Origin of the sequence: Streptomyces albireticuli, assembly GCF_002192455.1 — a bacterium.
GTDB classification, from domain to species: domain Bacteria; phylum Actinomycetota; class Actinomycetes; order Streptomycetales; family Streptomycetaceae; genus Streptomyces; species Streptomyces albireticuli_B.
Genome location: NZ_CP021744.1, coordinates 5,473,033 through 5,496,657, shown reverse-complemented (window position 1 = coordinate 5,496,657; position 23,625 = coordinate 5,473,033). Strand labels below are relative to the sequence as shown.

At 73.9% G+C, this 23,625-nt stretch carries 22 protein-coding genes; 10 read left to right on the top strand and 12 right to left on the bottom strand.

All coding sequences use genetic code 11. The features are described 5' to 3' along the window. Positions 1-15: 15 nt before the first annotated feature. The gene (locus tag SMD11_RS23780; RefSeq protein WP_087928366.1) at positions 16-3,609 is read right to left on the bottom strand and encodes an AfsR/SARP family transcriptional regulator; all 3,594 of its coding nucleotides are present in this window, start codon (positions 3,607-3,609) and stop codon (positions 16-18) included. A 117-nt stretch (positions 3,610-3,726) separates the two neighbouring features. On the opposite strand from SMD11_RS23780, the gene SMD11_RS23775 reads away from it, so the two are divergent. Next, complete coding sequence (locus tag SMD11_RS23775; RefSeq protein ID WP_087928365.1) at positions 3,727-4,533, top strand: site-2 protease family protein; 807 nt, start codon at positions 3,727-3,729, stop codon at positions 4,531-4,533. Positions 4,534-4,659: 126 nt separating this feature from the next. On the opposite strand, the gene SMD11_RS23770 is transcribed toward SMD11_RS23775, so the two are convergent. Both SMD11_RS23770 and npdG read right to left on the bottom strand, forming a co-directional pair. After that, positions 4,660-4,839, bottom strand: coding sequence for a hypothetical protein (locus tag SMD11_RS23770; RefSeq protein ID WP_087928364.1), 180 nt, complete (start codon positions 4,837-4,839; stop codon positions 4,660-4,662). Positions 4,840-4,976: 137 nt separating this feature from the next. Beyond that, entirely contained in the window at positions 4,977-5,681 is a 705-nt protein-coding gene (npdG, locus tag SMD11_RS23765) for an NADPH-dependent F420 reductase (RefSeq protein ID WP_087928363.1), read from the bottom strand. 135 nt (positions 5,682-5,816) lie between these two features. Between npdG and SMD11_RS23760 the strand changes: the two genes are divergently transcribed. Further along, a complete protein-coding gene (locus SMD11_RS23760; RefSeq protein WP_087928362.1) occupies positions 5,817-6,470 on the top strand; it encodes a hypothetical protein in 654 nt (217 codons plus the stop codon). 104 nt (positions 6,471-6,574) lie between these two features. After that, complete coding sequence (locus tag SMD11_RS23755) at positions 6,575-7,915, top strand: MFS transporter (protein WP_087928361.1); 1,341 nt, start codon at positions 6,575-6,577, stop codon at positions 7,913-7,915. A 57-nt stretch (positions 7,916-7,972) separates the two neighbouring features. Here the strand turns inward: SMD11_RS23755 and SMD11_RS23750 are convergent, their stop codons facing one another. Further along, entirely contained in the window at positions 7,973-8,203 is a 231-nt protein-coding gene (locus SMD11_RS23750) for a hypothetical protein (protein ID WP_087928360.1), read from the bottom strand. 100 nt (positions 8,204-8,303) lie between these two features. Between SMD11_RS23750 and map the strand changes: the two genes are divergently transcribed. The 5 genes from map (at position 8,304) to SMD11_RS23725 (ending at position 14,148) form a co-directional block, all read left to right on the top strand. Next, positions 8,304-9,161 (top strand): type I methionyl aminopeptidase, encoded by an 858-nt coding sequence (map, locus tag SMD11_RS23745; RefSeq protein ID WP_087928359.1) that lies wholly within the window; start codon positions 8,304-8,306, stop codon positions 9,159-9,161. Between the two features lie 177 nt (positions 9,162-9,338). After that, positions 9,339-10,007, top strand: coding sequence for a heme oxygenase (biliverdin-producing) (locus tag SMD11_RS23740; protein WP_234366147.1), 669 nt, complete (start codon positions 9,339-9,341; stop codon positions 10,005-10,007). A gap of 92 nt (positions 10,008-10,099) precedes the next feature. Further along, positions 10,100-11,587 (top strand): alkaline phosphatase D family protein, encoded by a 1,488-nt coding sequence (locus tag SMD11_RS23735; protein ID WP_087928357.1) that lies wholly within the window; start codon positions 10,100-10,102, stop codon positions 11,585-11,587. A 91-nt stretch (positions 11,588-11,678) separates the two neighbouring features. Further along, positions 11,679-13,067, top strand: coding sequence for a multidrug effflux MFS transporter (locus SMD11_RS23730; protein WP_087928356.1), 1,389 nt, complete (start codon positions 11,679-11,681; stop codon positions 13,065-13,067). Positions 13,068-13,140: 73 nt separating this feature from the next. After that, positions 13,141-14,148 carry a small ribosomal subunit Rsm22 family protein gene (locus SMD11_RS23725; protein ID WP_087928355.1) on the top strand — a complete coding sequence of 336 codons (1,008 nt, stop codon included), beginning with the start codon at positions 13,141-13,143 and terminating at the stop codon, positions 14,146-14,148. Positions 14,149-14,236: 88 nt separating this feature from the next. Here SMD11_RS23725 and ddaH read toward each other — a convergent pair whose 3' ends face one another. Both ddaH and SMD11_RS23715 read right to left on the bottom strand, forming a co-directional pair. Further along, positions 14,237-15,091 carry a dimethylargininase gene (gene ddaH / locus SMD11_RS23720; RefSeq protein WP_418952471.1) on the bottom strand — a complete coding sequence of 285 codons (855 nt, stop codon included), beginning with the start codon at positions 15,089-15,091 and terminating at the stop codon, positions 14,237-14,239. A gap of 114 nt (positions 15,092-15,205) precedes the next feature. Further along, positions 15,206-15,388: a DUF6243 family protein gene (locus SMD11_RS23715; protein WP_087928353.1), complete on the bottom strand. Its 183-nt coding sequence runs from the start codon at positions 15,386-15,388 to the stop codon at positions 15,206-15,208. Positions 15,389-15,504: 116 nt separating this feature from the next. Here SMD11_RS23715 and SMD11_RS23710 point away from each other — a divergent pair, with 116 nt between their 5' ends. Next, positions 15,505-16,113, top strand: coding sequence for a TetR/AcrR family transcriptional regulator (locus tag SMD11_RS23710; RefSeq protein WP_087928352.1), 609 nt, complete (start codon positions 15,505-15,507; stop codon positions 16,111-16,113). Between the two features lie 156 nt (positions 16,114-16,269). Further along, complete coding sequence (locus SMD11_RS23705) at positions 16,270-17,004, top strand: bifunctional DNA primase/polymerase (RefSeq protein WP_087928351.1); 735 nt, start codon at positions 16,270-16,272, stop codon at positions 17,002-17,004. A 122-nt stretch (positions 17,005-17,126) separates the two neighbouring features. Here the strand turns inward: SMD11_RS23705 and SMD11_RS23700 are convergent, their stop codons facing one another. The 6 genes from SMD11_RS23700 to SMD11_RS23675 all read right to left on the bottom strand — a co-directional run bounded on the left by SMD11_RS23700 (position 17,127) and on the right by SMD11_RS23675 (position 23,623). Then, complete coding sequence (locus SMD11_RS23700) at positions 17,127-18,068, bottom strand: hypothetical protein (protein WP_234366450.1); 942 nt, start codon at positions 18,066-18,068, stop codon at positions 17,127-17,129. Beyond that, on the bottom strand, positions 18,055-19,017 hold the full coding sequence (gene efeU / locus SMD11_RS23695) for an iron uptake transporter permease EfeU (RefSeq protein ID WP_087928349.1): 963 nt from the start codon (positions 19,015-19,017) through the stop codon (positions 18,055-18,057). Before efeU ends, SMD11_RS23700 begins: the two co-directional genes overlap by 14 nt. Before the next feature lie 31 nt (positions 19,018-19,048). After that, a complete protein-coding gene (gene efeB, locus SMD11_RS23690) occupies positions 19,049-20,395 on the bottom strand; it encodes an iron uptake transporter deferrochelatase/peroxidase subunit (protein WP_087928348.1) in 1,347 nt (448 codons plus the stop codon). Between the two features lie 8 nt (positions 20,396-20,403). Beyond that, positions 20,404-21,534: an iron uptake system protein EfeO gene (efeO, locus tag SMD11_RS23685; protein ID WP_087928347.1), complete on the bottom strand. Its 1,131-nt coding sequence runs from the start codon at positions 21,532-21,534 to the stop codon at positions 20,404-20,406. A gap of 149 nt (positions 21,535-21,683) precedes the next feature. Then, positions 21,684-22,508 (bottom strand): heme ABC transporter ATP-binding protein, encoded by an 825-nt coding sequence (locus tag SMD11_RS23680; protein WP_087928346.1) that lies wholly within the window; start codon positions 22,506-22,508, stop codon positions 21,684-21,686. Beyond that, entirely contained in the window at positions 22,508-23,623 is a 1,116-nt protein-coding gene (locus tag SMD11_RS23675; RefSeq protein ID WP_087928345.1) for a FecCD family ABC transporter permease, read from the bottom strand. The genes SMD11_RS23680 and SMD11_RS23675 overlap by 1 nt, the downstream gene beginning before the upstream one ends. Between the last annotated feature and the right edge of the window lie 2 nt (positions 23,624-23,625).

Sequence of the window (23,625 nt, the reverse complement as noted above, 5' to 3'; positions counted from 1 at the left end):
GGGCCCGTGTCCGCGTCATACGAGGGCGGTGGCCTCCTCCAAGGTGAGGCCACCGCCCTCGGCGTAGGCGCGCTCGTACGCGGCGTCGCCGATCAGCCCCCGCGCGTCGGCCTCCGTGCGCTCGCGCACCTCGCGCTCCGTCGACGCCGCCGGGAAGTCGTCCGGGCGCAGGCCGTCACCGGCCCCGATCAGCCGGGCGGCGCGCAGGGCGTGCTCCTCCCGGGCGGCCGGCGGCTTCGTGCGCTCCTCGCGGGCCAGCGCGGCGTGGGCGAAGGCGGCGAACAGCAGGTGGGTCATCGGCAGCTGCGGCACCGCCAGCGTCGACAGCGGGTCGTCGGCCATGGACAGCGCCTCGCGCAGCCTCGGCAGGGCGTCCCCCGGCCGGCCTTCCAGCGTGTCCAGCCAGGCCATCTGACCGCACATCAGGCTCTGGAACATCACCACCGAGCGGATCCCGAAGTCCGTCACCAGCCCTTCGAAGATCTCCCGGGCCTCGGCCGTGCGCCCGGCGCGGGCGACCCGCACACCGAGCTGGAGCCGGCCGAAGATCGCGGCGTCCGCGTTGCCCTGCTCCGCCTCCGCGATCGCGTCGCGGAGCATCCGCTCGCCCTCCTCGTCGCCGACCGTTCCCGCCTCCACCAGCGCCCCGGCCAGCCGGGCGCGCAGCGCCGGCAGCTGCCCGGTGGAGCCGATCTCCCGGACCTGCTCGACGGCCTCCCGGTAGTCCTCGGCCGCCAGGTCGAACTGGCCGCGCCGCTCGTGCACCTCACCCAGGCCCGTCAGCCCCTCGGCCACGCCCCAGGAGTCCCCGAGCCGCCGGAAGAGCCGCACGCTCTCCTCCGCGTCCGCGGTGGCCTGGTCCAGCCCGCCGGGCTGGTCGTTGAAGATCTTCGAGCGCAGCTGGAGGACATGGCCGAGCTCCCACTCGTACCCCAGCTCGCGGCAGCGGGCGACCATCGCGTCCAGGGTCCGGTAGAGCCTCTCGAAATCACCGCTCATGAGAATGGCGAAGAAGACGATGAAGCCCGGCACCCGGCAGGTCTGCGGCTGCCCGTCGGCGTAGGCCGCGACGATGCCCCGCAGTCTGCGCTGCGTCTCCGGCCGGTGCACCACACCCATGTCGGTCATGCTGACCAGCCGCGTCAGGTGGACCCCGCGCCGCGCCTCGGCCAGCACCTCGGGCGGCATCGGCGGCGGCCGCTCGGTGCACGTCACGTACAGCGGCGGGACCGGGGCGACCGGCTCGGCGAACGGGTCGGGGCCCAGCGCGCCCACCGCCTCCGCCCAGTGCGACGCGTCCGCGCGGTGGTCCCTGAGCTGCCAGAACCAGCCCAGGGACAGCACCAGGCAGAGCGCCTCCTGCTCGTCCCGCGCCGCGACGGCGCGCCGCAGGGCCGTGCGCAGGTTGTCGTGCTCCAGCTCCAGTCTCTCCAGCCAGACGCCCTGGGCGGGGCCGCGCAGCAGCGGGTCCGCGGTGCGGGCCAGTTCGCGGTAGGCCACCAGGTGGCGGCGCTCGGCGCCCGTCCGCTCCCCCGCCTCGTCCAGCCGCTCGGCGGCGTACTCCCCGACGGTCTCCAGCAGCCGGTAGCGCATCGCGCCGCCGGCCGCGGGCTCGGCGACCACCAGCGACTTGTCGACGAGCGAGCCGAGGAGGACGGCGACGTCCCGGGCGCCGACGGCGCCGGACGCGGACCCGGCGTCCGTCCGCCCGTCCGTCTCCGGGCTGTCGGAGCACACCTCCTCGGCGGCGGCCAGGTCGCAGCCGCCGGAGAAGACGGACAGGCGGCGCAGGACGGCCCGTTCGGGCGCGTCGAGGAGGTCCCAGGACCAGTCGACGACGGCGCGCAGGGTCTGCTGCCGCGGCAGTACGGTGCGGCTGCCGGAGGTCAGCAGCCGGAAGCGGTCGTCGAGGCGGTCGGCGAGCCCGCGCGGGTCGAGCATCCGCAGGCGGGCGGCGGCGAGCTCGATGGCGAGGGGCAGCCCGTCGAGGCGCCGGCAGATCTCGGCGCACGCCTCGGGGTCGTCCTCGGTCCGGAAGCCGGGGCGGGCCGCCGCGCCGCGGTCGGCGAGCAGGCGCAGGGCGACGGGGTCGGGCAGCGGCTCGACGGGCCGCACCTGCTCGCCCGGGACGGCGAGGGGTTCGCGGCTGGTGGCGAGCACGGTGACGCCGGGGCAGTGCGCGAGGACGGTCTCGGCGAGGCGGGCGGCGGCGTCGACGACGTGCTCGCAGTTGTCGAGGACGAGCAGCATGCGGCGCGGAGCGCAGTGCTCGACGAGCCGGTCGAGGGGGCCGGCCGCGTCGTGCGCGGCCCGCACGCCCTCGGCGGTGCCGCGCACGACGGTCTCCCGGCCGCCCAGCGCGGTGAGCACGGCCTCGGGCACGGTGCCGGGGTCGTCGACGGGCGCGAGCTCGGCGAACCAGACCCCGTCGGGCCACGCCGGGGCCGTCCCCTCCGGCCCGGCCGCGGCGGCCTCGGCGGCCTCCTGCGACAGCCGCGTCTTCCCGGCCCCGCCGGGCCCGAGCAGGGTCACCAGGCGGTGCCGCACGAGGTCGGCGCGTATCCGCTCCAGCTCGTCCTCCCGGCCGACGAAGGAGGTGAGGCGGGCCCGGAGGTTGCCGGGCGGCGGGGGCGCGGGGATGACAGGCGGCAGCGGCGCCGCGCCCCCGGGCAGGGCGGCCGCCGCCCGCGGTCCGGTGCTTCCGCCGGGCCGGTCGGGGGCGTCCGGATCCGTCGCGGGAGCGTCCGGCGTCGCCGCGACGGCGCCTTCCGGCGAGAGAGCACCGGGCCGGGGATCCCGCGTGCCGCCGGACGGCCGGCCTCCCGCCCGCGGCCCGGAAGGGGCGTGCCGGTCCGGCGCCGCGCCCGGTGGCCGCTCCCCCGGCGGCGGGGCCGGGGCCAGGAGTTCCGCGTGCAGCGCGCGGAGTTCGGGGCCCGGGTCGGTGCCGAGGCGGTCGGCGAGGGCCGCGCGCAGGTCCTCGTACGCGGCGAGGGCCTCGGCCGGGCGGCCGGCGGCGCGCAGGGCGCGGAGGCGGAGGGCGTGCAGGGGCTCGTCCAGCGGGTGCCCGGCGCACAGGTCCGCGAGCTCGGCCAGGGAGCCGGCCGCCCGGCCGAGGGCGACCGCCGCCGCCAGCCGCGTACGGCGGGCGTCCAGGTGGCGGGCCTCGTGCCGCGGCGCCAGCGCCGCCCGGCCGGGCAGGTCGGCGAGGACCGGGCCGCGCCACAGGGCGAGGGCCTCGTCCGTCAGGTCGGCCGCCTTCCCCGGGTCACCGGCGGCGAGGGCCGCCGCGCCCTCGTCGGCCAGCCGCCGGAAGCGGTGGAGGTCGACGTCCTCGGGACCGGCGCACAGCCGGTAGCCACCGGCCACGAAGTCCACCGCGCCGGGCCCGAGCACCCGCCGGAGCCTGCCGACGAGCGCCTGGAGCGCGCCGGTCGCGTCCGCGGGCGGGTCGGCCTCCCACACGTCGCCGATCAGCGCCTCGGCGGTGCGGGCCCGGCCCGGGTGCAGGGCGAGCGCGGCGAGGAGGGCGCGCAGCCGCGCGCCGCCGAGGGCGGTGGCGTGACCGTCGTCGGAATGGGCCTGAGTGGTGCCGAGGATGCCGTAACGCACCGCCCCATTCTCACCCCGGCCCGTCCCGGCCACCGCACGCGTTGCGTCGAGCCGGGACGGAGGAAGTAACGTCGCCGGGTACGTCCGCGTCCCACACACCCTCAGGAGCACACTCGAATGTCGACAGCGACCCGCGGCGAACGGCGCGTCAGCCCCGTCTTCCTCGCCCTCGTCGCCATCATGGCGGTCTCCATATGGGCGGTGTGGACGGACTTCTCGGCGAGCCCCGGATTCGCCGTCTTCCTGTTCATCGTGTCGGGCTGGGTCGTCTCGCTCTGCCTGCACGAGTACGCGCACGCCCGCACCGCCCTGCACGGCGGCGACCTCTCCGTCGGGGCCCGGGGCTATCTGACCCTCGACCCGCTGAAGTACACCCACGCCCTGCTGAGCATCGTGCTCCCGGTGATCTTCGTGATCATGGGCGGGATCGGCCTGCCGGGCGGCGCCGTCTTCATCGAGCGGCACCGGATCCGCGGCCGCTGGCGGCACAGCCTCATCTCGGCGGCGGGCCCGCTGACGAACGTGCTGTTCGCGCTCGTGGTCACGGCGCCGTTCTGGCTGGGCGCGATGGACGGGGTGCCGGACCACTTCCGGTACGCGCTCGCGTTCATGGCGCAGCTCCAGCTGACCGCGGCGATCCTCAACTCCCTGCCGGTGCCGGGCCTGGACGGCTACGGCGTGGTCGAGCCGTGGCTGTCGTACAAGGTGCGGCGACAGGTGGAGCCCTTCGCTCCGTTCGGGATACTGGCCGTCTTCGGGATCCTGTGGATCCCCGAGGTCAACATCGCCTTCTTCGACATGATCGACGCGGTGCTGCACGCGCTGCGGGTGACGGAGTGGGACACGTACTGGGGCCAGCAGCTGTTCCGCTTCTGGGAGGGCACGCCGGAGATCCCGCCGATGACGGGCATCGTGCTGGACTGACACCAGGCCACGACCGATGAGGGAAGGGGCGGGGCCGGGGAGATCCCCGGCCCCGCCCCTTCCGTCGCATCGCCGCGCGGCCCGCCCGGGAGCCCGGGTCCCCGGGCTCCCGGGCGGGCCGGACGCCTACTCCGCCGCCGCCCGGTCGTTCTTCGCCTTGCGGATGTAGTACCAGGCGATGTTGGACGACACTCCGAGCATCAGCACCCAGACGATGCCGAGCCAGCTGCCCTGCGCGAAGGAGACGACGGCCGCCACGGCGGCCAGGACGCAGACGGCGAGGGCGTAGAGGGCGAGGCGGGGCATGGGAGAGGGCTCCTGTCCGGGGGCGCATGCGTACGATCCCGCCCATTGTCCCCCACCGCCCGCCGGCGTCCCTTGAGGCCCCTCGGGACCCGTCGGGGGGCCTTACGGGCCCCGCCCCGCCCCCGGCCGGGCGTCCGTCAGACGTCGGTGACGCGCAGGCCCGCGTGGGCCTTGTACCGGCGGTTGACCGAGATCAGGTTGGCGACCAGGGACTCCACCTGGTGCGCGTTGCGCAGCCGGCCCGCGAACACGCCGCGCATGCCGGGGATGCGGCCCGCCAGGGCCTGCACGAGGTCGGTGTCCGCGCGGGACTCGCCCAGGACCATCACATCGGTGTCGATCTCGGCGATCTCCGGGTCGGAGAGCAGCACGGCGGACAGGTGGTGGAAGGCGGCGGTCACCCGGGAGTCGGGCAGCAGGGCGGCGGCCTGCTCGGCGGCGCTGCCCTCCTCCGGCTTCAGGGCGTAGGCGCCCTTCTTGTCGAAGCCGAGGGGGTTGACGCAGTCGATGACGAGCTTGCCCGCGAGCTCCTCGCGCAGCCCTTCCAGGGTCTTGGCGTGGCCGTCCCACGGCACGGCGACGATCACGATGTCGCTGCGCCGGGCGCACTCGGCGTTGTCGGCGCCCTCGATGCCGAGGCCCAGCTCCTCGGCCGCGGTCCGCGCCCGGTCGGCGGCGCGGGAACCGATGATCACCTGCTGGCCCGCCTTGGCCAGCCGGTAGGCCAGGCCGCGGCCCTGGTCGCCGGTCCCGCCGAGGACACCCACCACGAGTCCGGACACATCCGGAAGGTCCCAAGGGTCCTTCGCCGGGGCCTTCTTCACGTCGTCAGAAGTAGTCATGACAGCGATACTGTCACGCCCCGCCGGCCGGTACCGAGGGGCTCCGCGCCGCGTGGCACGGCCGCCGGGCCCGTACGGGTGAGGGGCCCCGGAATCCGTCCGGCCGGGGCGGCCGCCGGGGCAGGATGGCCGCCCATGGACGCCGTACGTGTCGCGCTGCTGCGCGAAGTGCTCGCCGGGACCGAGTGGTTGCGCTCCACGCGCCGTTTCGCGGGGACGCTGCGGGGCTCGGTCGCGCGCCACCACGGCGGGCTGCTGCTGGTCGGCACCGAGGAGTACGAGCCGTGGCACATGGCCGCCCACCTGGACGACGAGGCGGCCTGGTCCGGTCTGCCGGAGCTCTCCCCCACCCTCGTGCGCCATCAGGTCCCGGCAGGGGTGCCCGCGCACCTGTCCGTCGGCCTGGGCAGGCTGGAGGCGGTGCGGCGCGGCGAGACGCTGCTGGTGGTGGCGGCCGGGCAGCCCGGGGAGGGGCTGCTGGAGCGGGTCCACGACGCCCGGCGCGGCGGGGCCACGGTCCTCGCCCTGGACGGCGCGCCCGGCGAGCGCGCGGGCGCCGAGCTGCGCGCGCTGGCCCATGACGCGCTGGCCGCGCCGGCGGCGTCCGCGGTCCGCGCCGAGCCCTGCGGTTCGACGGCGACGGAGCTCGACCTCGACACCGTGCAGCACCTGGTCAGCGCGGCCGCCGGGGAGAACAGCCTGCCGTCGCCGCGGGGCCGGCGGCGCTTCCGGGACCGGCTGGCCCGGCTGGCGGACCAGCTGACGGCGCCTCCGCCGCCGCGCTGGTAGCGGGCGGCCTTTCCCGAGGCGTCCGGAGGAGCTCGGACGAGCCCGGAGGATCCTGGAGGAAAATCGTTTGCTCACGATCATCCGTATATGGACCATGGTCCTCCGTGACTGAGCACGATCCCCCCGCGTCCCCCGCTTCCCCCACCACCCCCGAACCCTCCGGGCGCCTGCGCGCCCTGCTGCCCGACCTCACCCCGTGGCACTCCTCCCCGGACTTCCGCCGGATGTGGCTGGCGGGACTCGTGACCGTGTTCGGCACGTTCCTCACCTTCGTCGCCGTACCGCTCCAGCTCAAGGAGCTGACCGGCTCGGCGCTCGCCGTCGGCGCGATCGGCGCGGTCGAGCTCGTCCCCCTGATCGTCTTCGGGCTCTACGGCGGCGCGCTCGCCGACGCCGTCGACCGCCGCAAGCTGATCCTGTGGACCGAGGTGGGCCTCGGCGTCCTGTCCGCGATCCTGCTGCTCAACACGCTGCTGCCGGAGCCGATGGTCTGGCCGCTGTACGTGGTGGCCGCGCTGACCAGCGCCCTGGCGGGCCTCCAGCGCCCGGCGATGCAGGCGATCGTGCCCCGTGTGGTGGCGCACGAGCAGCTGCCCGCGGCCATCGCCCTGAACTCGATGCGCTGGCAGGTGGGCGCGATCGCCGGCCCGTCGCTGGCCGGCCTGCTCATCGCCTTCGCGGGCCTGGAGTGGGCGTACACCCTGGACATCGCCTCGTACGTGGTCTCCGGCGCGCTGCTGCTGGGGCTCGCGCCCTCACCCGCGCCGCGCGAGGCGGAGAAGCCGTCGCTGCGCGGCATCCTGGAGGGCGGCCGGTACGCGTGGAGCCGTAAGGAGCTGCTCGGCACGTACGCGATCGACATGGTGGCGATGCTGTTCGCGTTCCCCACCGCGATCTTCCCGTTCCTCGCGGACGACCTGGACGCGCCCTGGGCGCTGGGCCTGATGTACGCGGCCGGCGCGGTCGGCTCCCTGGTGGTGAGCCTGACCAGCGGCTGGGCCTCCCGGGTGCACCGGCACGGCCGGATGGTCGTCTACGCGGCGGCCGGCTGGGGCGCGGCCATGGCGGTGGCGGGGTGGATGCACAACGTCTGGCTGGTGCTGCTGTTCCTGGCCGTGGCGGGCGGGTGCGACATGGTCAGCGGACTCTTCCGGTCCGCCATCTGGGACCAGACGATCCCGGACGAGCTGCGCGGCCGGCTCGCGGGCATCGAGATGCTCTCGTACTCGGTGGGCCCGCAGCTCGGCCAGGTCCGCGCGGGCGGCATGGCCTCGCTGACGAGCGTCCGCGCGTCGGTGTGGGCGGGCGGTGCGGCCTGTCTGGCCTCGGTGGGTCTGCTGGCCACGGCCCTGCCGAAGCTGATGTCGTACGACGCGCGCACGGACGAGCACGCGGTCCGGATGCGGGCGCGCAAGGCGGCGGAGGCGGTGGCGGAGGCGGCGTGACCACGGCGCCCCCGGGGGCTCCGGGCCACTGCGCCCCGGAGCCCCCCGTCAGGAGCCCTATCCCTCGCGCTCCTGGCTGCCGCCGTTGTCGTTCCAGCGCGGGTCCTCGCGCCATTCCTCTTCCCGCTCGCGGGCCGTGTCCATGGCGTGGGCGGCCTCCTCGCGGGTCTCGTACGGACCGAAGCGGTCCGCGGCGCGGCACTGGGGGCCCTCCTCGACCGTCCCGTGCTTGAGGCAGTAGTACCACTCGCCCGGCTTGCCCTCGGTCCGCCTCTTGAACAGCGCCATGATGGTCTCCCTCGCGTCCCGCGCCCCCGCCCGTGCGGGTGGCCCTCTCGACCGCTCTCGCCCACATGGTCCCCGATACGCCCTGGCTACACTCGCTGACATGTCTGGCCAGTCGCTTCTCAGCCCGGGGACCCTCTCCCCCACCCGTCCCGTCCCCGCGTCGATCGCTCGTCCCGAGTACGTCGGCAAGGACGCGCCCACCCCTTACACCGGTCCCGAGATCCAGGACGCCGAGACGATCGAGCGGATGCGGATCGCGGGCGGCATCGCCGCGCGGGCGATGGAGGAGGCGGCGAAGCTCATCGCGCCGGGCGTGACGACGGACGAGCTCGACCGCGTGGCGCACGCGTACATGTGCGACCACGGCGCCTACCCGTCGACGCTGGGCTACCGGGGCTTCCCCAAGTCGCTGTGCGCGTCGGTCAACGAGGTGATCTGCCACGGCATCCCGGACTCGACCGTGCTGCGCGACGGCGACATCGTGAACCTCGACGTGACGGCGTACATCGGCGGCGTGCACGGCGACAACAACGCCACCTACCTGTGCGGCGACGTGGACGAGGAGTCCCGGCTGCTGGTGGAGCGCACGCGCGAGGCGCTGAACCGGGCGATCAAGGCGGTCAGGCCGGGCCGCCGGATCAATGTCATCGGCCGTGTCATCGAGTCGTACGCCAAACGCTTCGGCTACGGGGTGGTCCGCGACTTCACCGGCCACGGCATCAACTCGTCCTTCCACTCCGGCCTGATCGTCCCGCACTACGACAGCCCGCACCACGACACGCTCATCCAGCCCGGCATGACGTTCACGATCGAGCCGATGCTGACGCTGGGCACGTACGAGTACGACATGTGGGAGGACGGCTGGACGGTCGTCACCAAGGACCGGAAGCGGACGGCGCAGTTCGAGCACACGCTGGTGGTGACGGACAGCGGGGCGGAGATCCTCACGCTGCCGTGATCCGGCGGTAAACCCTGCCGGGTGGCGTCCGGGGCGGTAAGGTTTTTACCGACAGTCCGTCGGGAACCAATTGACTTAGGTAAGCCTAACTAGAGAGAATCGGTGATGTCGGCGCGGCAGCTCCCTGTCCCGCGTCCCTCCCCGCCCCCTCCCGCCCTCGGTCTCCGGAGGTCCGCCTTGGACGCGCCCGCCACCACACCGTTCTCCACCCTGATCCGCACCGCCTCGCACGAGCAGCACACCCAGGCGGAGAACTCGTCGTTCATGAGCGACATGCTCGGCGGCCGGCTCGGCGTCGACGCCTACCGCCGCTACACCGAGCAGCTGTGGTTCGTCTACCGCGCCCTGGAGGGCGGCCCGTCGGCCGCGGCCCTCGCGGCCGACCCCGTCGCGGGCCCGTTCATACGGCCCGAGCTGGCCCGCACCGCCGAGCTGGAGCGCGACCTGGCCCACCTGGGCGGCCCCGGCTGGCAGGCGGCCCTGCGCCCGCTGCCCGCCACGGAGGCCTACGCGGCCCGCGTCGCCGAGTGCGCCCGCGACTGGCCCGCCGGCTACGTCGCCCACCACTACACCCGCTACCTCGGCGACCTCTCCGGCGGCCAGATCATCCGCGGCACCGCCGAGAAGACCTGGGGCTTCGCCCGCAAGGGCGACGGCGTCCGGTTCTACGTCTTCGAGGCCATCGGCAACCCGGCCGCCTTCAAGCGGGAGTACCGGGAGCTGCTGGACGCGCTGCCGGTGGACGACCTGGAGAAGCAGCGGGTGATCGACGAGTGCAAGCGCGCGTTCGCGCTGAACACGGCGGTGTTCCAGGAACTGGGGCGGGAGTTCCCGCTCAGCGCGTAGGGGTGACGGGGGCGGCGCCCGGCCCCGCCCTACCGTGAACCGCCCACGCACCACCCCTTCACAGCAGGCACTCGCGCGCGCACATTGAGGGGATGACCCCCCCGACGCTCACCGAGAATCCCTTCACTCTCGGCGTGGCCTCCGGCGACCCGCTGCCGGACTCCGTCGTGCTGTGGACCAGACTCGCCCCCCGCCCGCACGAGGTGGGCAACGGGCTGCCCGCGCAGGGCAGCGGTGTGCCCGTGCAGTGGGAGCTGTCCGCCGACGACACCTTCCGGCGGGTGGAGCAGAGCGGCACCGTCACCGCGCCCGCGCAGGACAACCACACCGTCCACCTCGACCTGCGCGGCCTCGAACCCGACCACGTCTACTGGTACCGGTTCCACGCCGGCGACTGGACCAGCCCCGTCGGCCGCACCCGGACCGCGCCCGACGCCGCCGCGCTGCCCGCCGAGGCGCGGTTCGGGCTGATCTCGTGTCAGCAGTACGACGAGGGTTACTACACCGCGCTGCGCCACCTCGCGGACGAGGACCTCGACGCCGTCTTCTTCGTCGGCGACTACATCTACGAGAACGCCATCGACGCCCGGGCCGGCGCCCGGAAGCTCACCACCCCGCTGCCCGCCTACTACAACCACTGGCTCGTCAGCCTCGACGACTACCGGCAGCGGTACGCGCTCGGCAGGACCGACCCCGACCTCCAGGCCGCGCACGCCGCCCACCCCTGGTACGTCACCTGGGACGACCACGAGGTCGAGAACAACTACGCGGGCGACATCTCGCAGGACAACCTCCCGGCCGACACCTTCCGCGCCCGCCGGGCCGCCGCCTACCGCGCCTACTGGGAGAACATGCCGCTGCGCCGGGCGCAGCGCCCCGACGGTCCCGCCATGCGGCTGCACCGCCGGTTCCAGTACGGGCAGCTGGCCCAGTTCGACATCCTCGACACCCGGCAGTACCGCTCCGACCAGGCCTACGGCGACGGCTGGAAGTACCCCGGCCCCGAGTCCGAGAACCCGGCCCGTACGCTCACCGGCGCCGAGCAGGAGCGCTGGCTCCTCGACGGCTTCCGGTCCTCCTCCGCGCTGTGGAACGTGATCCCCCAGCAGGTCTGCTTCGCCCGGCGCAAGGAGACCACCGCCGCCCGCTCCAAGCTCTCCATGGACGCCTGGGACGGCTACCCCGCCTCCCGGCAGCGCGTCCTGGCGGGCGTCGAGCAGGCCGGCATCCAGAACCTCGTCGTCCTCACCGGCGACGACCACGTCCACTACGCCCTCGACATCAAGAAGGACTTCGACGACCCGGCGTCCCGCACCCTCGGCGTGGAGTTCGTCGGGACCTCCGTCTCCAGCGGCTTCGACGGCGAGGAGCGGCCCGACGACTGGTCCTCGATGATGGCCGCGAACCCGCACATGAAGTACTACGACGCCCGCCGCGGCTATGTGGTCGTCTCCTTCGGCGAGGAGCGGGTCCGCGCCGACTTCCGCACCCTCACGGGCGTCACCAGGCCCGGCGCCCCCGTCAGCACCGCCGCCTCGTTCGTCTCCGAGGCGGGTGACCCCGGGCTCAGACCGGCGTGATCCACGGCCCGGAGCCGTCCGCGTAAGGGCCGGGGAGCGTTGACGGTCATGACACCATGGTTGATCCGACAACGACTGTGGAGAGCGACCCATGACGGACCCCGGCACCGGCCCCGGCACGGCCGAGCCCCAGCACGATCAGAAGGAATCCGCCGACCCCCGGATACCGGGTCCCGGGCCCGCCGAGGCCCGGGACCCGGACACCCCCGCCACCGCGACGACGACCGCCGCCCCGGCCACGGCCGCCCGGCGGACGAGCCTCCTCGTCACGCTCGTCCTCGGCGGCCTCACCGCCCTGCCGCCGCTGTCCATGGACATGTACCTCCCGGCCCTGCCGGAGGTCACCGACGCCCTGCACAGCCCCGCCGCGACCGTCCAGCTCACCCTCACCGCCTGTCTCCTGGGCATGGCACTCGGCCAGCTCGTCGTCGGCCCCATGAGCGACAAGTGGGGACGCCGCCGGCCCCTGCTCACCGGCATGGTGATCTACGTGATCGCCACCGCGGTCTGCGCCCTCGCGCCCACCGCCGGGCTCCTGATCGGCTTCCGGCTCGTCCAGGGTCTGGCCGGCGCCGCCGGCATCGTCATCGCCCGCGCCATGGTCCGTGACCTCTACGACGGCGTCGCCATGGCCCGCTTCTTCTCCACCCTGATGCTGGTCTCCGGCGTCGCCCCCGTCGTCGCCCCCCTCATCGGCGGCCAGGTGATGCGCGTCACCGACTGGCGCGGCGTCTTCGTCGTCCTCACCGTCATCGGGCTGCTCCTCACCCTCGTCGTCTGGCGCCGTCTCGGCGAGACCCTGCCGCCCGCGCGGCGGCACGCCGGCGGCCTCGGCGAGGCCCTGCGCACGATGGGCTCGCTCCTCTCCGACCGGGTCTTCACCGGCTACATGCTCGCGGGCGGCTTCGCCTTCGCCGCGCTCTTCGCCTACATCTCCGCCTCGCCCTTCGTCGTCCAGGACATCTACGGCGCCTCCCCGCAGACCTTCAGCCTGCTCTTCGGCGTCAACTCCGTCGGCCTCGTCCTCGTCGGCCAGATCAACGGCAAGCTGCTGATCGGCCGCGTCAGCCTCGACAAGGCCCTCGCCGTGGGCCTCGGGGTGATCACCCTGGCCTCCGTCGCCCTGCTGCTGATGGCCTCCGGCGTCTTCGGCGAGGCCGGGCTGGCCCCGATCGCCGCCGGGCTGTTCGTCCTGATGTCCGCGATGGGCCTCGCGATGCCCAACACCAACGCCCAGGCCCTGATGCGCTCCCGCGACGCCGCCGGCTCCGCGTCCGCGCTGCTCGGCACGTCCACGTTCCTGCTGGGGGCGGTGGCCTCACCGCTGGTCGGCATCGCGGGCGAGCACACGGCGGTGCCGATGGCCGTGGTGCAGCTGGTGTGCGCGCTGGCGGCGGTGGGATGTTTCGTGGGGCTGTGCCGGCCGTGGCAGCGGACGGCCGAGGAGCCCGGCGCGGCCGGGACCGCCGCCTCGCGGTAGCCGGGAGCGGGGGCGGAGCCCAGGTGGGCGCGCGCAGCGGCCGGCCGCGGCGGGGCCGCATAGACTCGTGCGAATGCACGCCCCCCATCCCCACTCCACCGGCGACAGCCCCCGCGCCGTCCTCGCCGAGCTCCTCGACGGCCTGCCGCCCCGGCAGGCCGCGCAGGCCGTCGAACGGCTGATCGCCAACTACCGGGGGCGCACCCCCACGGACGCGCCGGTGCTGCGCGACCGCTCCGACGTCCTCGCCTACGCCGCGTACCGGATGCCCGCGACCTTCGAGGCCGTGCGCGCCGCGCTGGAGGCGTTCCGGGACGGGCTGCCGGACTGGGAGCCCGCCTCGCACGTGGACATCGGTGGTGGCACGGGCGCCGCGACCTGGGCCGTCGCCGCCGCGTGGGCCGAGGGCCGGCACCGCACCACCGTCCTGGACTGGGCGGAGCCCGCCCTCGCCCTCGGCGCGGAGCTGGCCCGCGGCGCCGCCTCCGAGTCGCTGCGCACCGCTCAGTGGCGGCGCCAGGCCATCGGCCCGGGCCTCGCCCTGCCCGACGGCACCGACCTCGTCACCGTCTCCTACGTGCTGGGCGAGCTCACCGAGGACGCCCGCCGGTCGGTCACCGACGAGGCGGCCCGCGCCGCCCGCGCGGTGGTCGTCATCGAGCCGGGCACCCCGGACGGCTATCTGCGGGTCATCGAGGCCCGCGACCGACTGATCGCGGCCGGGTTCCGGGTCGTCGCGCCCTGCCCGCACAGCGCGGCCTGCCCGATCGAGCGCGGCACCGACTGGTGCCACTTCTCGGCCCGGGTGAGCCGTTCCTCGCTGCACCGCCAGGTCAAGGGCGGCTCGCTGCCGTACGAGGACGAGAAGTTCAGCTACGTGGCGGCGGTGCGCGACCTGCCGGTGCCGGCCGCGCCCGCCCGCGTCGTCCGCAAGCCGCAGATCCGCAAGGGCCAGGTCCTGCTGGAGCTGTGCACTCCCGAGGACGGGCTCACCCGCGAGACCGTGACCAAGCGGCACGGCGCGCTCTACAAGATCGCCCGGGACACCGACTGGGGCGACACCTGGCCGCCGGAGGAGTGAGCGTCCCGGGGCGGCGGCGGCCTTACGACCCCGGGGATTCCTCAGCGACGGACGGTCCGGGCGCTCCGCGCCCCCGCCCGACCGCCCGTCAGCGCAGCTCCTGGGTGCAGCACTTCACGCTGCCGCCGCCCTTGAGCAGCTCGCCGAGATCGAGCCCGATCGGTTCGTAGCCCCGCTCGCGCAAGGGGGCGAAGAGGCCCACGGCAGCCTGCGGCAGCAGCACATGGCGGCCGTCGCACACCGCGTTGAGCCCGAGCGCGGCGGCGTCCTCCTCCGTCGCGATCAGGGCGTCCGGGAAGAGGTGCGCGAGGACGGCCCGGCTGCCCGCCGAGAACGCGCCCGGGTAGTACATGACCTCGTCGCCGTCGAGCACGGACAGCGCCGTGTCCAGGTGGTAGTAGCGCGGGTCGACCAGGTCGAGGCCGATGACGGGGCGGCCGAAGAACTCCTGGGCCTCGGGGTGCGACAGCGGGCTGCTGCGGAAGCCGCGGCCGGCGAGCAGCCAGGAGGTGGTGACGGCGAAGTCGCCCTCGCCCTCGTTGATGTGCTCGGGTTCGAGGACGTCGGTGTAGCCGTGGGCGCGGAACCACTCCGCGTGCACGGCGGCCTCGGCGGCGCGCTCGGGGTGGGCGAAGCGGGCGCCGAGCACCCGGCCGTCGACGACGGTGGCGCCGTTGGCGGCGAAGACCATGTCGGGCAGGTCGGGCCTGGGGGCCAGCTCCTCGACGGTGTGGCCGAGGGAGCGGTAGCGGTCGCGCAGGTCCTCCCACTGGGCGAGGGCGAGCGGCAGGTCGACCGGCTTGTCCGGGTCCATCCAGGGGTTGATCGAGTACGTGACCTTGAAGTAGGCCGGTGGGCACATCAGATAGCGCCGCGGAGCGGCTTCGCGCCGGGGGGTGGTCGTTCGCCGCGGGGCGGCTTCGGCACGTGGGGCGATACGCAAGGAGTGCTCCTCACGGTGATGTTGGGCACGTGCGGGGTGTCGCACGTGCCCAAATCGTCCTCGCTCCACGGCCTTTGGCGCATGAACCGTACGGGTGGTTTACCCGTGGCCCACTCACACTCCGGCCGTTCCGTCCCGCCCTTCCCGCAACTTCCGCAGCAGTTCACGCTTCTGGGCGTTCGCGTCCGTGCCGCTTCCCGTGCGTCCGCCGCGGGCGGCGCCCCGGAGCGCGCTCCGGGAGAGGTTGCTCCGGGTGCCGCCGACTCCGAGCATGTTGCCCGCGCTGCCCCTGGTCATGGGGTGCCCCTCTCTGTCAGGCGAGACGCGGTGTCTCGCTCTGGTCCCAGGATTGGACGAGACGCATCGTCTTGTCAAGACGATACGTCTCGCCTTCTTCTCGCTAAGATGCCGTTATGGTCAACAAGACGCCCGCCGCCAAGGCCCCCGACGCCACCCGCCGCAACGAGCGCTCCCGTCGCGCGATCCTCGACGCGGCGCTGGAGATCGTCGGCGAGGTCGGCTTCTCGAAGCTCACCATCGAGGCCATCGCCGCCCGCGCCGGCGTGGGCAAGCAGACGATCTACCGCTGGTGGCCCTCCAAGGCCGCGGTCCTCTTCGAGGCGTGCATGCCCGAGGGCCTGGACCCGCTCACGGTCGAGCTGCCGGACACCGGCGACATCGAGGCCGACCTCAAGACCGTCCTGCGCGGCACCGTGGACGAGCTCCAGAACCCCAAGCTGGAGGCCCCCACCCGGGCCCTGTCCGCCGAGACGCAGAACGACCACGAGCTCGGCCGGCAGCTCACCGAGCGGATCCTGGAACCCCAGCTCCAGGCGTACGTGCGCCGGCTGCGGTCGGCCCAGGAGGCCGGGCAGATCACCGCGGACATCGATGTGCGGATCGCCGTCGAACTCCTGGTCGGCCCGCTCTTCCACCGCTGGCACACCCGCACCCTGCCGCTCACCCACGAGTACGCCGACACCGTCGCCGAGCTGGCGCTCCGCGGTCTGTCCCCCCGCTGAGACCGGCCCCGGGACCGGCGCGGGCAGGGCGCCGGACCCCCCTCCGGGACGCCCGCGAGCGGCCCGTCTCACACCCTCCGGATACGTCCGACGGTCACACCAGGCGCAGGATGGTGGCAGCATTGACCGGAGACCGCGGTCGAAGTGAGGGGATAGATGGAACGCAAGAGCAGGTTCTCCCAGTGGCTGCGCCGTCCCAGGAGCGGAGCGGGCGGCGATACGGGCGCGGACGCGGCATCGGAGGCCGCCCGCGAGGAACTGCTCCTGGCCGCGGCGGCGGCGGGCTTCCCGCTGGCCCCGGCCGCCCACCCGTCCGGGTACGGCTGTTCGTGCGAGCGGATCGGCTGTCCGACCCCCGGCCGGCACCCCGTCTCCTTCGCCTGGCAGACCCTCGCGACCACGGACGCCGAGAAGGTCACCAAGTGGCTGCGCGCGCAGCCGGAGGCCAATTTCGTCACCGCCACCGGAATCGCCCACGACGTCCTCGACGTCCCCCTGGAAGCCGGCCGGCAGGCCCTGGCCCGGCTGACGGCGGCCGGTGTCGACGTGGGCCCGGTGGCCACGGTCGCCCCCGACCGCATGCTGTTCTTCACCGCCACCCGCGGCACCCCGGACGACGAGGACGAGTGGTGGCCGTGCGAGCTCGACTGCCATCCCGAGACCATGGACGAGCACCCGGGCCTGCGCTGGCACTGCCGGGGCAGCTATGTGCTGCTGCCGCCCTCGCGGGTGCCGGACGGCGAGGGCGTGGCCTGGCTCCAGGGCCAGGGCGCCGAGCGCCCGCTGCCCGACCCGCTGACGCTGCTGGAGACCCTCACCGACGCCTGCGCGCAGTACGCGGGCGAGCGCCCGGACCACCACGAGTCGGCCGCCTGGCCGATCGGACGCTGACCTTCCGCGCACCGGACCCCGTACGGGACCTCTCGGTCCGCACGGGTTTCCCGGCAGGGCGGCACCGTACGGCGCACCCCGTACGGGCGGCTTCCCGCCGGGTGCCCTCACCCGTACGGACGCTACTCCCCCTTGACCGCGGTCACGCTCTCGATGCGGTTCAGGAAGACGATCTTCCCGTCGTTCTCCGCGTCGCTCTTCGAGGCGCCCCCGGCGGGCTTCCCGCCCGCCTTCGCCCCCGCCTTCCCGCCGGTCGCCGCCGGCGGGACCCGCACCGCCGACTCCGAGACCCGGGTGTAGGTCACCGACGTCTTCAGCTCGCCGGTCACCAGCGTCCGCGTCCGCGGGTCGGTGACCGCGGGCCGCAGCCCCTTGGCCATCGTCCGCCGCTCGCGGTGGTGGGCCGTGAAGAACACCAGGGCGCCGCCGTCCTCCGTGCGCAGCGCGGGTGAGGGGAAGTCCGGGGCCCGCTCGGGGACGTCGATGAACTCCGTCCAGAACGTCGGGGTCCGCCGGAGCTTCTCCCGCTCCTCCCGCAGCCCGCTGGTGCGCGGCCCCGGCGCGAAGGCGCCGCCCCCACCGGTCCGCAGATAGTCGGTGTACGCGCCGCTGACCGCCTCGGGGTCCTCGGCCAGCCCGGTGTCCTTGCCCTTGGCGACGGGCACCGCCTCGGCGTACCCGTCCTCGTCGGTCGCGAACGCGGGCACCCGGCCGGGGCCGACGATCGACAGATAGCCGGCCCGCCACGGGTCCTTCGGCCCCTCGCGCAGGAACACCACGAGCCAGCGGTTGCGGTCGCGGTTGCTGCGGGTGTCGGCGAGGAAGAACTTCGGCCAGCCGGCCTGCTTGGGGACGGTGAAGCGCGCGTCGTCCAGGACCAGCGACGGATAGCGGGGGTTGCCGCCCGGGGTGAGGGCGCCCTGGGTCCTCATGTCGGCGTGGCCGATCTCGGCGAGGGGGCCGCTCTCGACCCGGTCGATGGCCCTCGGGTCGAGCTTGCGGTACGCCTCGTTGTAGCCGTCCGTGAAGCGTTCGAGGATCTTCGGGGCCTCAGCCTTGTCCACCGCCGGCAGGATCTCCCGCTCGCCGTGCACCGTCACGCACCCGGTCGCCGGCGTCAGCAGTGCCGTCAGCGCCGCCGTGGTGATCAGCGTGCGACGTGGCGGCCGGCGTCTCATGGGGCTTCGACTCCTCGGTGGCGGCTCGGTTCGCCGTCACCTTACCGGGGGCGAGGAACACCAGCAGGGTGGGTACCAGATACAGCGCCCACACCGCGACCTGGACCCAGGTCGGGTCCGGCTGGAAGTTGAAGACGCCCTTCAGCAGGGTGCCGTACCAGCTGTCGGCCGGGATCTGCTCGCTGACGTCGAAGGCCCGGTCGTGCAGGCCCGGCAGGAACTCCGCCTCCTGGAGGTCGTGGAAGCCGTAGGCCAGCACGCCCGCCGCCACCACGATCAGCATCCCGCCGGTCCAGGTGAAGAACCTGGCGAGGTTGATGCGCAGGGCGCCCCGGTAGAAGAGCCAGCCCAGCACCACGGCGGTGAGCAGCCCGAGGACCGCGCCGACGAGCGGACGTACGCCGTCGTCGGTGGCCTCCACCGCGGTCCAGACGAACAGCGCGGTCTCCAGGCCCTCCCGGCCCACGGCCAGGAAGGCGGTGACGACCAGCGCGGTGGTGCCCATGGCCAGCGCCGCGTCGAGCTTGCCGTGCAGCTCCCGCTTCAGGTGCCGCGCGGTCCGCCGCATCCAGAAGACCATCCAGGTCACCAGGCCGACCGCGACGATCGACAGGGAGCCGCCGAGCAGTTCCTGCGCCTCGAACGTCATGCTGCGCGAGCCGAACTGGAGCAGCGCGCCGAAGGCCAGGCTCAGCAGCACGGCCGTGCCGATGCCGAGCCAGACCGGCGCGAGCGCGTCCCGGCGCCCGGTCTTCACCAGGTAGGCCACGAGGATGCAGACGACCAGGCTGGCCTCCAGGCCCTCGCGCAGGCCGATCAGATAGTTGCCGAACACGCGGCTTCCCCTTCCGTAGAAAGACCGTCGGTCAGGCGAACAGTGCCTTGCCCCACCAGTCGTCCTCGTCGCGGACGCCCGGCGGGACGGCGAAGACCGCCGAGCCCACGTGCTGGATGTATTCGTTGAGCGCGTCATTGCGCGCGAGCCTCGACTGGAGCGGGATGAACGCGTCGCGGACGTCCCGCTGGTAGGCGAGGAAGAACAGGCCCGCGTCCAGCCGGCCGAGGCCGTCCGTGCCGTCGGTGAAGGAGTAGCCGCGGCGCAGGATCGTCGCCCCGTTGTTGCTGTCGGGGTGCGCGAGGCGCACATGGGCGTCCGGCAGCATCGCCTTGAGGCTGGGCTCGTCGCGCTCGCGCGTCTTCCCCACGGGGGCGCCCTCGGCCTTGTCCCGGCCGAAGATGTCCTCCTGCTCCTTGAGCGAGGTGCGGTCCCAGGTCTCGATGTGCATCCGGATGCGGCGCGCGACGACGTACGAGCCGCCGGTCATCCACGCCGGGCCGTCCTTCTCACCCACCCACACGTGCTTGTCGAGGGCGGCGGCGTCGGTGCCCGCGATGTTCCGGGTGCCGTCCTTGAAGCCCATCATGTTGCGCGGGGTCTGGGCGTCCGGGGTCGTCGAGGACGTCTTGCCGAAGCCCAGCTGCGACCAGCGGATCGCGACCTTGCCCATGCCGATCCGGGCGAGGTTGCGGATCGCGTGCACCGCGACCTGCGGGTCGTCCGCGCACGCCTGGACGCACAGGTCGCCGCCGCTGCGGGCGGCGTCGAGGTTGTCGCCGGGGAAGACCGGCAGGTCGACCAGGGCCTTGGGCCGCCGGTCCCGGAGCCCGAAGCGGTCCTTGCCGTCCTTCTCGAAGAGGCCGGGGCCGACGCCGAAGGTCAGCGTCAGGCGGGACGGCTTGAGGCCGAGCGCCTCGCCGGTGTCGTCCGGCGGGAGTTCGTCCAGGCCACCGGTCGCGCCCTCGCCGACCTCGTGGCCCGCGGTCATCCGCGCGGCGGCGGCCGTCCACTCCCGGAGCACCTTGACCAGCGCGTCGCGGTCGGAGGTGGTCACGTCGAAGGCCGCGAAGTGCAGCCGGTCCTGGACGGCCGTGGCGATGCCGGCCTGGTGGGCGCCGTGGAAGGGCACCGCGTCGCCGGACAGCGCGGCCGGCGAGGCGTCGGAGCCGGTGCGCAGTGCGGCGGCGGTGCCGCCGGCGGCGGCCGCGCCGAGCGCGAGCCCGGCGCCGCCCCAGCCGAGCAGCGAGCGGCGCGAGGGGCCGGCGGGCGCGGGGGCGGCCGCGCCGCGCCCGGCGTCCGCCGTCTCCTCCGTGCTCGTGTCCGTCGTCGCGTCGGCCGTCACGCCGGCCGTCGGGTCCTTGGTCGGGTCCGTCATCGGGCTGCCTACTTCACCACGGCGCCGGCGAGCTTGGACAGCGGCTCCGCCAGGGCGTTGACCGCGTCCGAGAGCTTCTTCCGGTCGTCCTTGCCGACGGAGTCGTACGCCTTGAAGCCGTCGCCCTCGCGGTGCTCGCCGAGCAGCTTCCCGAGCTCGGTGAACTGCTTGTCCAGCTCCTTGGTGAGCGCCGCGTCGTTCTTCGAGGCGACCGGCTTCAGCAGCTCGTACGACTTCCGCGCGCCTTCGACGTTGGCCTGGAAGTCGACGAGGTCGGTGTGGCTGTAGCGCTCCTCCTCACCGGTGACCTTGCCGGTGGCCACCTCGTCGAGCAGCTCCTTGGCGCCGTTGGCCATGCTGGTCGGGGTGATCTCGGCGGTGCCGACGCGCTTCTGCCAGTCCTTGAGGTCCGTCATCAGCTGGTCGGCCAGCTTCTTGTCGTCCTCGTCGATCTTCTTCTCGTCCCAGAGCGACTTCTCCAGCTTGTGCCAGCCGGTCCACTTCTGGTCCTTCTCCAGGCCGTCCTCGCGGACGTCGACCTTCGGGTCGATGTCACCGAAGGACTCCGCGACCGGCTCGGTGCGCTCCCAGCCGACGCGGGAGGGGGCGTAGAGCTTCTTCGCCTCGTCCAGGTCGCCCTTCTTCACGGCCTCGGCGAACTTCTCGGCCGCCGGAATCGTCTCGTCTGCCTGTGCCTGGACGTACTTGCGGTATTCGGCGACCGCCTTGTCCAGTTCCGGATTGTTCTTCGGCGCCGCGCCCTCACCCGTGACGGTGATCTTCTGGCGAATTCCGTCGCCCTTCATTCCGGGCTTGCAGGCGATCTCGTACGAACCGGCCTTGATCGTCGCGGTGATCTCCGCCTTGGTGCCGGGACCGATGTTCTCCCGCTCGGTGACGATCCGGTCGCCGGGGGCGTAGACGTAGACCTCGGTGACCTTCGAGCCCTTGTTCTCCACGGCTATCTTGACGTGGCCGGCCGGGAAGGAGGCCGTGGAGACCTCGCACTTGTCGTCCGTCGCCTTGACCCGGACCGCGTCGGATCCCTTGGTGTCGGACTTCTCGGCGCAGCCGGACACGGCGGTCAGGGCCGTGGCCGCCGCGACGGCGGCGACGGCGGAGGAGCGGAGGACGCGCATGAAGGGCTCCAGGCATGCTCGGAGAGGGAAGAAATGATCTTGGCCGAAAATGATCGGTCCGAATAAGGCCGCCCTAACTTATCTGAGGCTTCCCTGTGTCGTTCCCGGAATGCCGAGTGATTCTGCTCTCACGCGGCAAAGATTTGTCCTTACCGTCTCGGTATCACCAGAGGTTCACCGGTACGCGGATGATCAATTACCTCGACGGGCTGCGCATAGACGCGACTCAGGAGTTCCGGATCGAAGACCTGCCCGGGCGGGCCCTCCGCCGCGATCCGGCCCTCGTGCAGCACGGCCACCCGGTCCGCGTACGCGCCGGCCAGCCCCAGGTCGTGCAGGACGACGACCACCGCGTCGCCCGCCGCCGCCCGTTCGCGGCAGACCCGCAGCACCAGCTCCTGGTGGCGCAGGTCCAGCGCGGCCGTCGGCTCGTCGAGCAGCAGCAGCGCGGCGCGCTGCGCCAGCACCCGGGCCAGGGCCACCCTGGCCCGCTCCCCGCCGGACAGCGCGGCGAAGGAGCGGCCCGCGAAGCCGGTCACCTCGGCGGCGGCCATCGCGGCCCGTACGGCCTCGTCGTCCGCCTCCGCCGCGGCGGTGCCCGCCCACGGCGCCCGCCCCATCCGGACGACCTCCTCGACGGCGAACGGGAACGACAGCTCCGCCGACTGCGGCAGGACCGCGCGCCGCAGGGCGAGTTCGGCCGCCGGCCAGGAACCGGCCGGCCCGCCGTCGATCCGCACCTCGCCGGACTCGGCGGCCAGGTCGCCCGCGAGGGCGGCCAGCAGCGTCGACTTCCCGGCGCCGTTCGGGCCGACGAGCGCGAGCACCTCGCCCGCCGTGACGGTCAGGTCCACCTCGGAGAGCACGGTGCGGCCGGCGAGCCGCACCCGCAGCGCGCGGGCCTCGGCCGCGACGGCGCCGGGCGGCGGCGCGGTGGGCAGCCGCCGGGCACGCGTCCGGAAGAGCGAGCGCATCACGCCCAGCCTCCTTGCTTGCGCCGCGTCCTGCGCAGCAGGACGAAGAAGAACGGGCTGCCCAGCAGCGCCGTCAGCACGCCCAGCGGCAGCTCCGCCGGCTGGGCGACCGTACGGGCCGCGAGGTCGGCCGCGACCAGCACCAGGGCGCCGCCCAGCGCGCTGCCCGGCACGAGGAAGCGGTGCCCCGGGCCCGCCGCCATACGCAGCACGTGCGGCACCAGCAGCCCGACGAACGTGATGACGCCGGACACCGCGACCGCGGCCGCCGTGAGCAGCGCGACGACCAGCACCAGCGTCATGCGCAGCCGTTCGACGTCCACGCCCAGGTGCCGCGCGGGACGCTCCCCGAGCGCGAGGAGGTCCAGCTTCCGCCCGTAGAGCGGCGCGACGGCCAGGCCCAGGAGCGCGCAGGGCAGGACGGCGAGCACTTTCGGCCAGGTCGCCTGGGCGAGCGAGCCGAGCTGCCAGAAGGTGATCTGGGTGACCTGGGCGTTGTCGGCGAGGAAGACGCCGAGGCCGACGAGCGCGCCGGCGAAGGCGTTCACCGCGATGCCGGTGAGGATGAGCGTGACCACCTCGGTCCGGCCGCCCGACCGCGACAGCAGGTACACCAGCAGGACCGTCACCAGGCCGGCGGTGAACGCGCAGACGGTGATCGTCCAGTTGCCGAGGAAGTTCATGCCCAGCGCGATCGCGGCGACGGCGCCGACCGCCGAGCCCATCGAGATGCCGATGACGCCCGGTTCGGCCAGCGGATTGCCGAACACGCCCTGCATCAGCGCGCCCGCGCACCCCAGCGACGCCCCGACGAGCAGGGCCAGCGCCACCCGCGGCAGCCGTACGTCCCACAGCACGCTCTCGCCGACCCGGTCCAGCGCCGCGCCGCCGAGCCCCAGCCGGTGCAGCACCGAGCCGAGGACGTCGCCGAGCGGGATGTCGTACGCGCCGACGCCGGCCGACAGCAGGGCCGCGAACAGCAGGGCGGCGACGAGACCGGCGGTGAGGAGCGCGGTGCGGCGCCGGCGGGTGCGCGCTTCGGGGGCGGCTGCCGCGCTCCCGGCCGGCGGGTCCGCGGGGACGGCCGCCGTGCCCGGGGGCTTGAGGAGGCTCACCG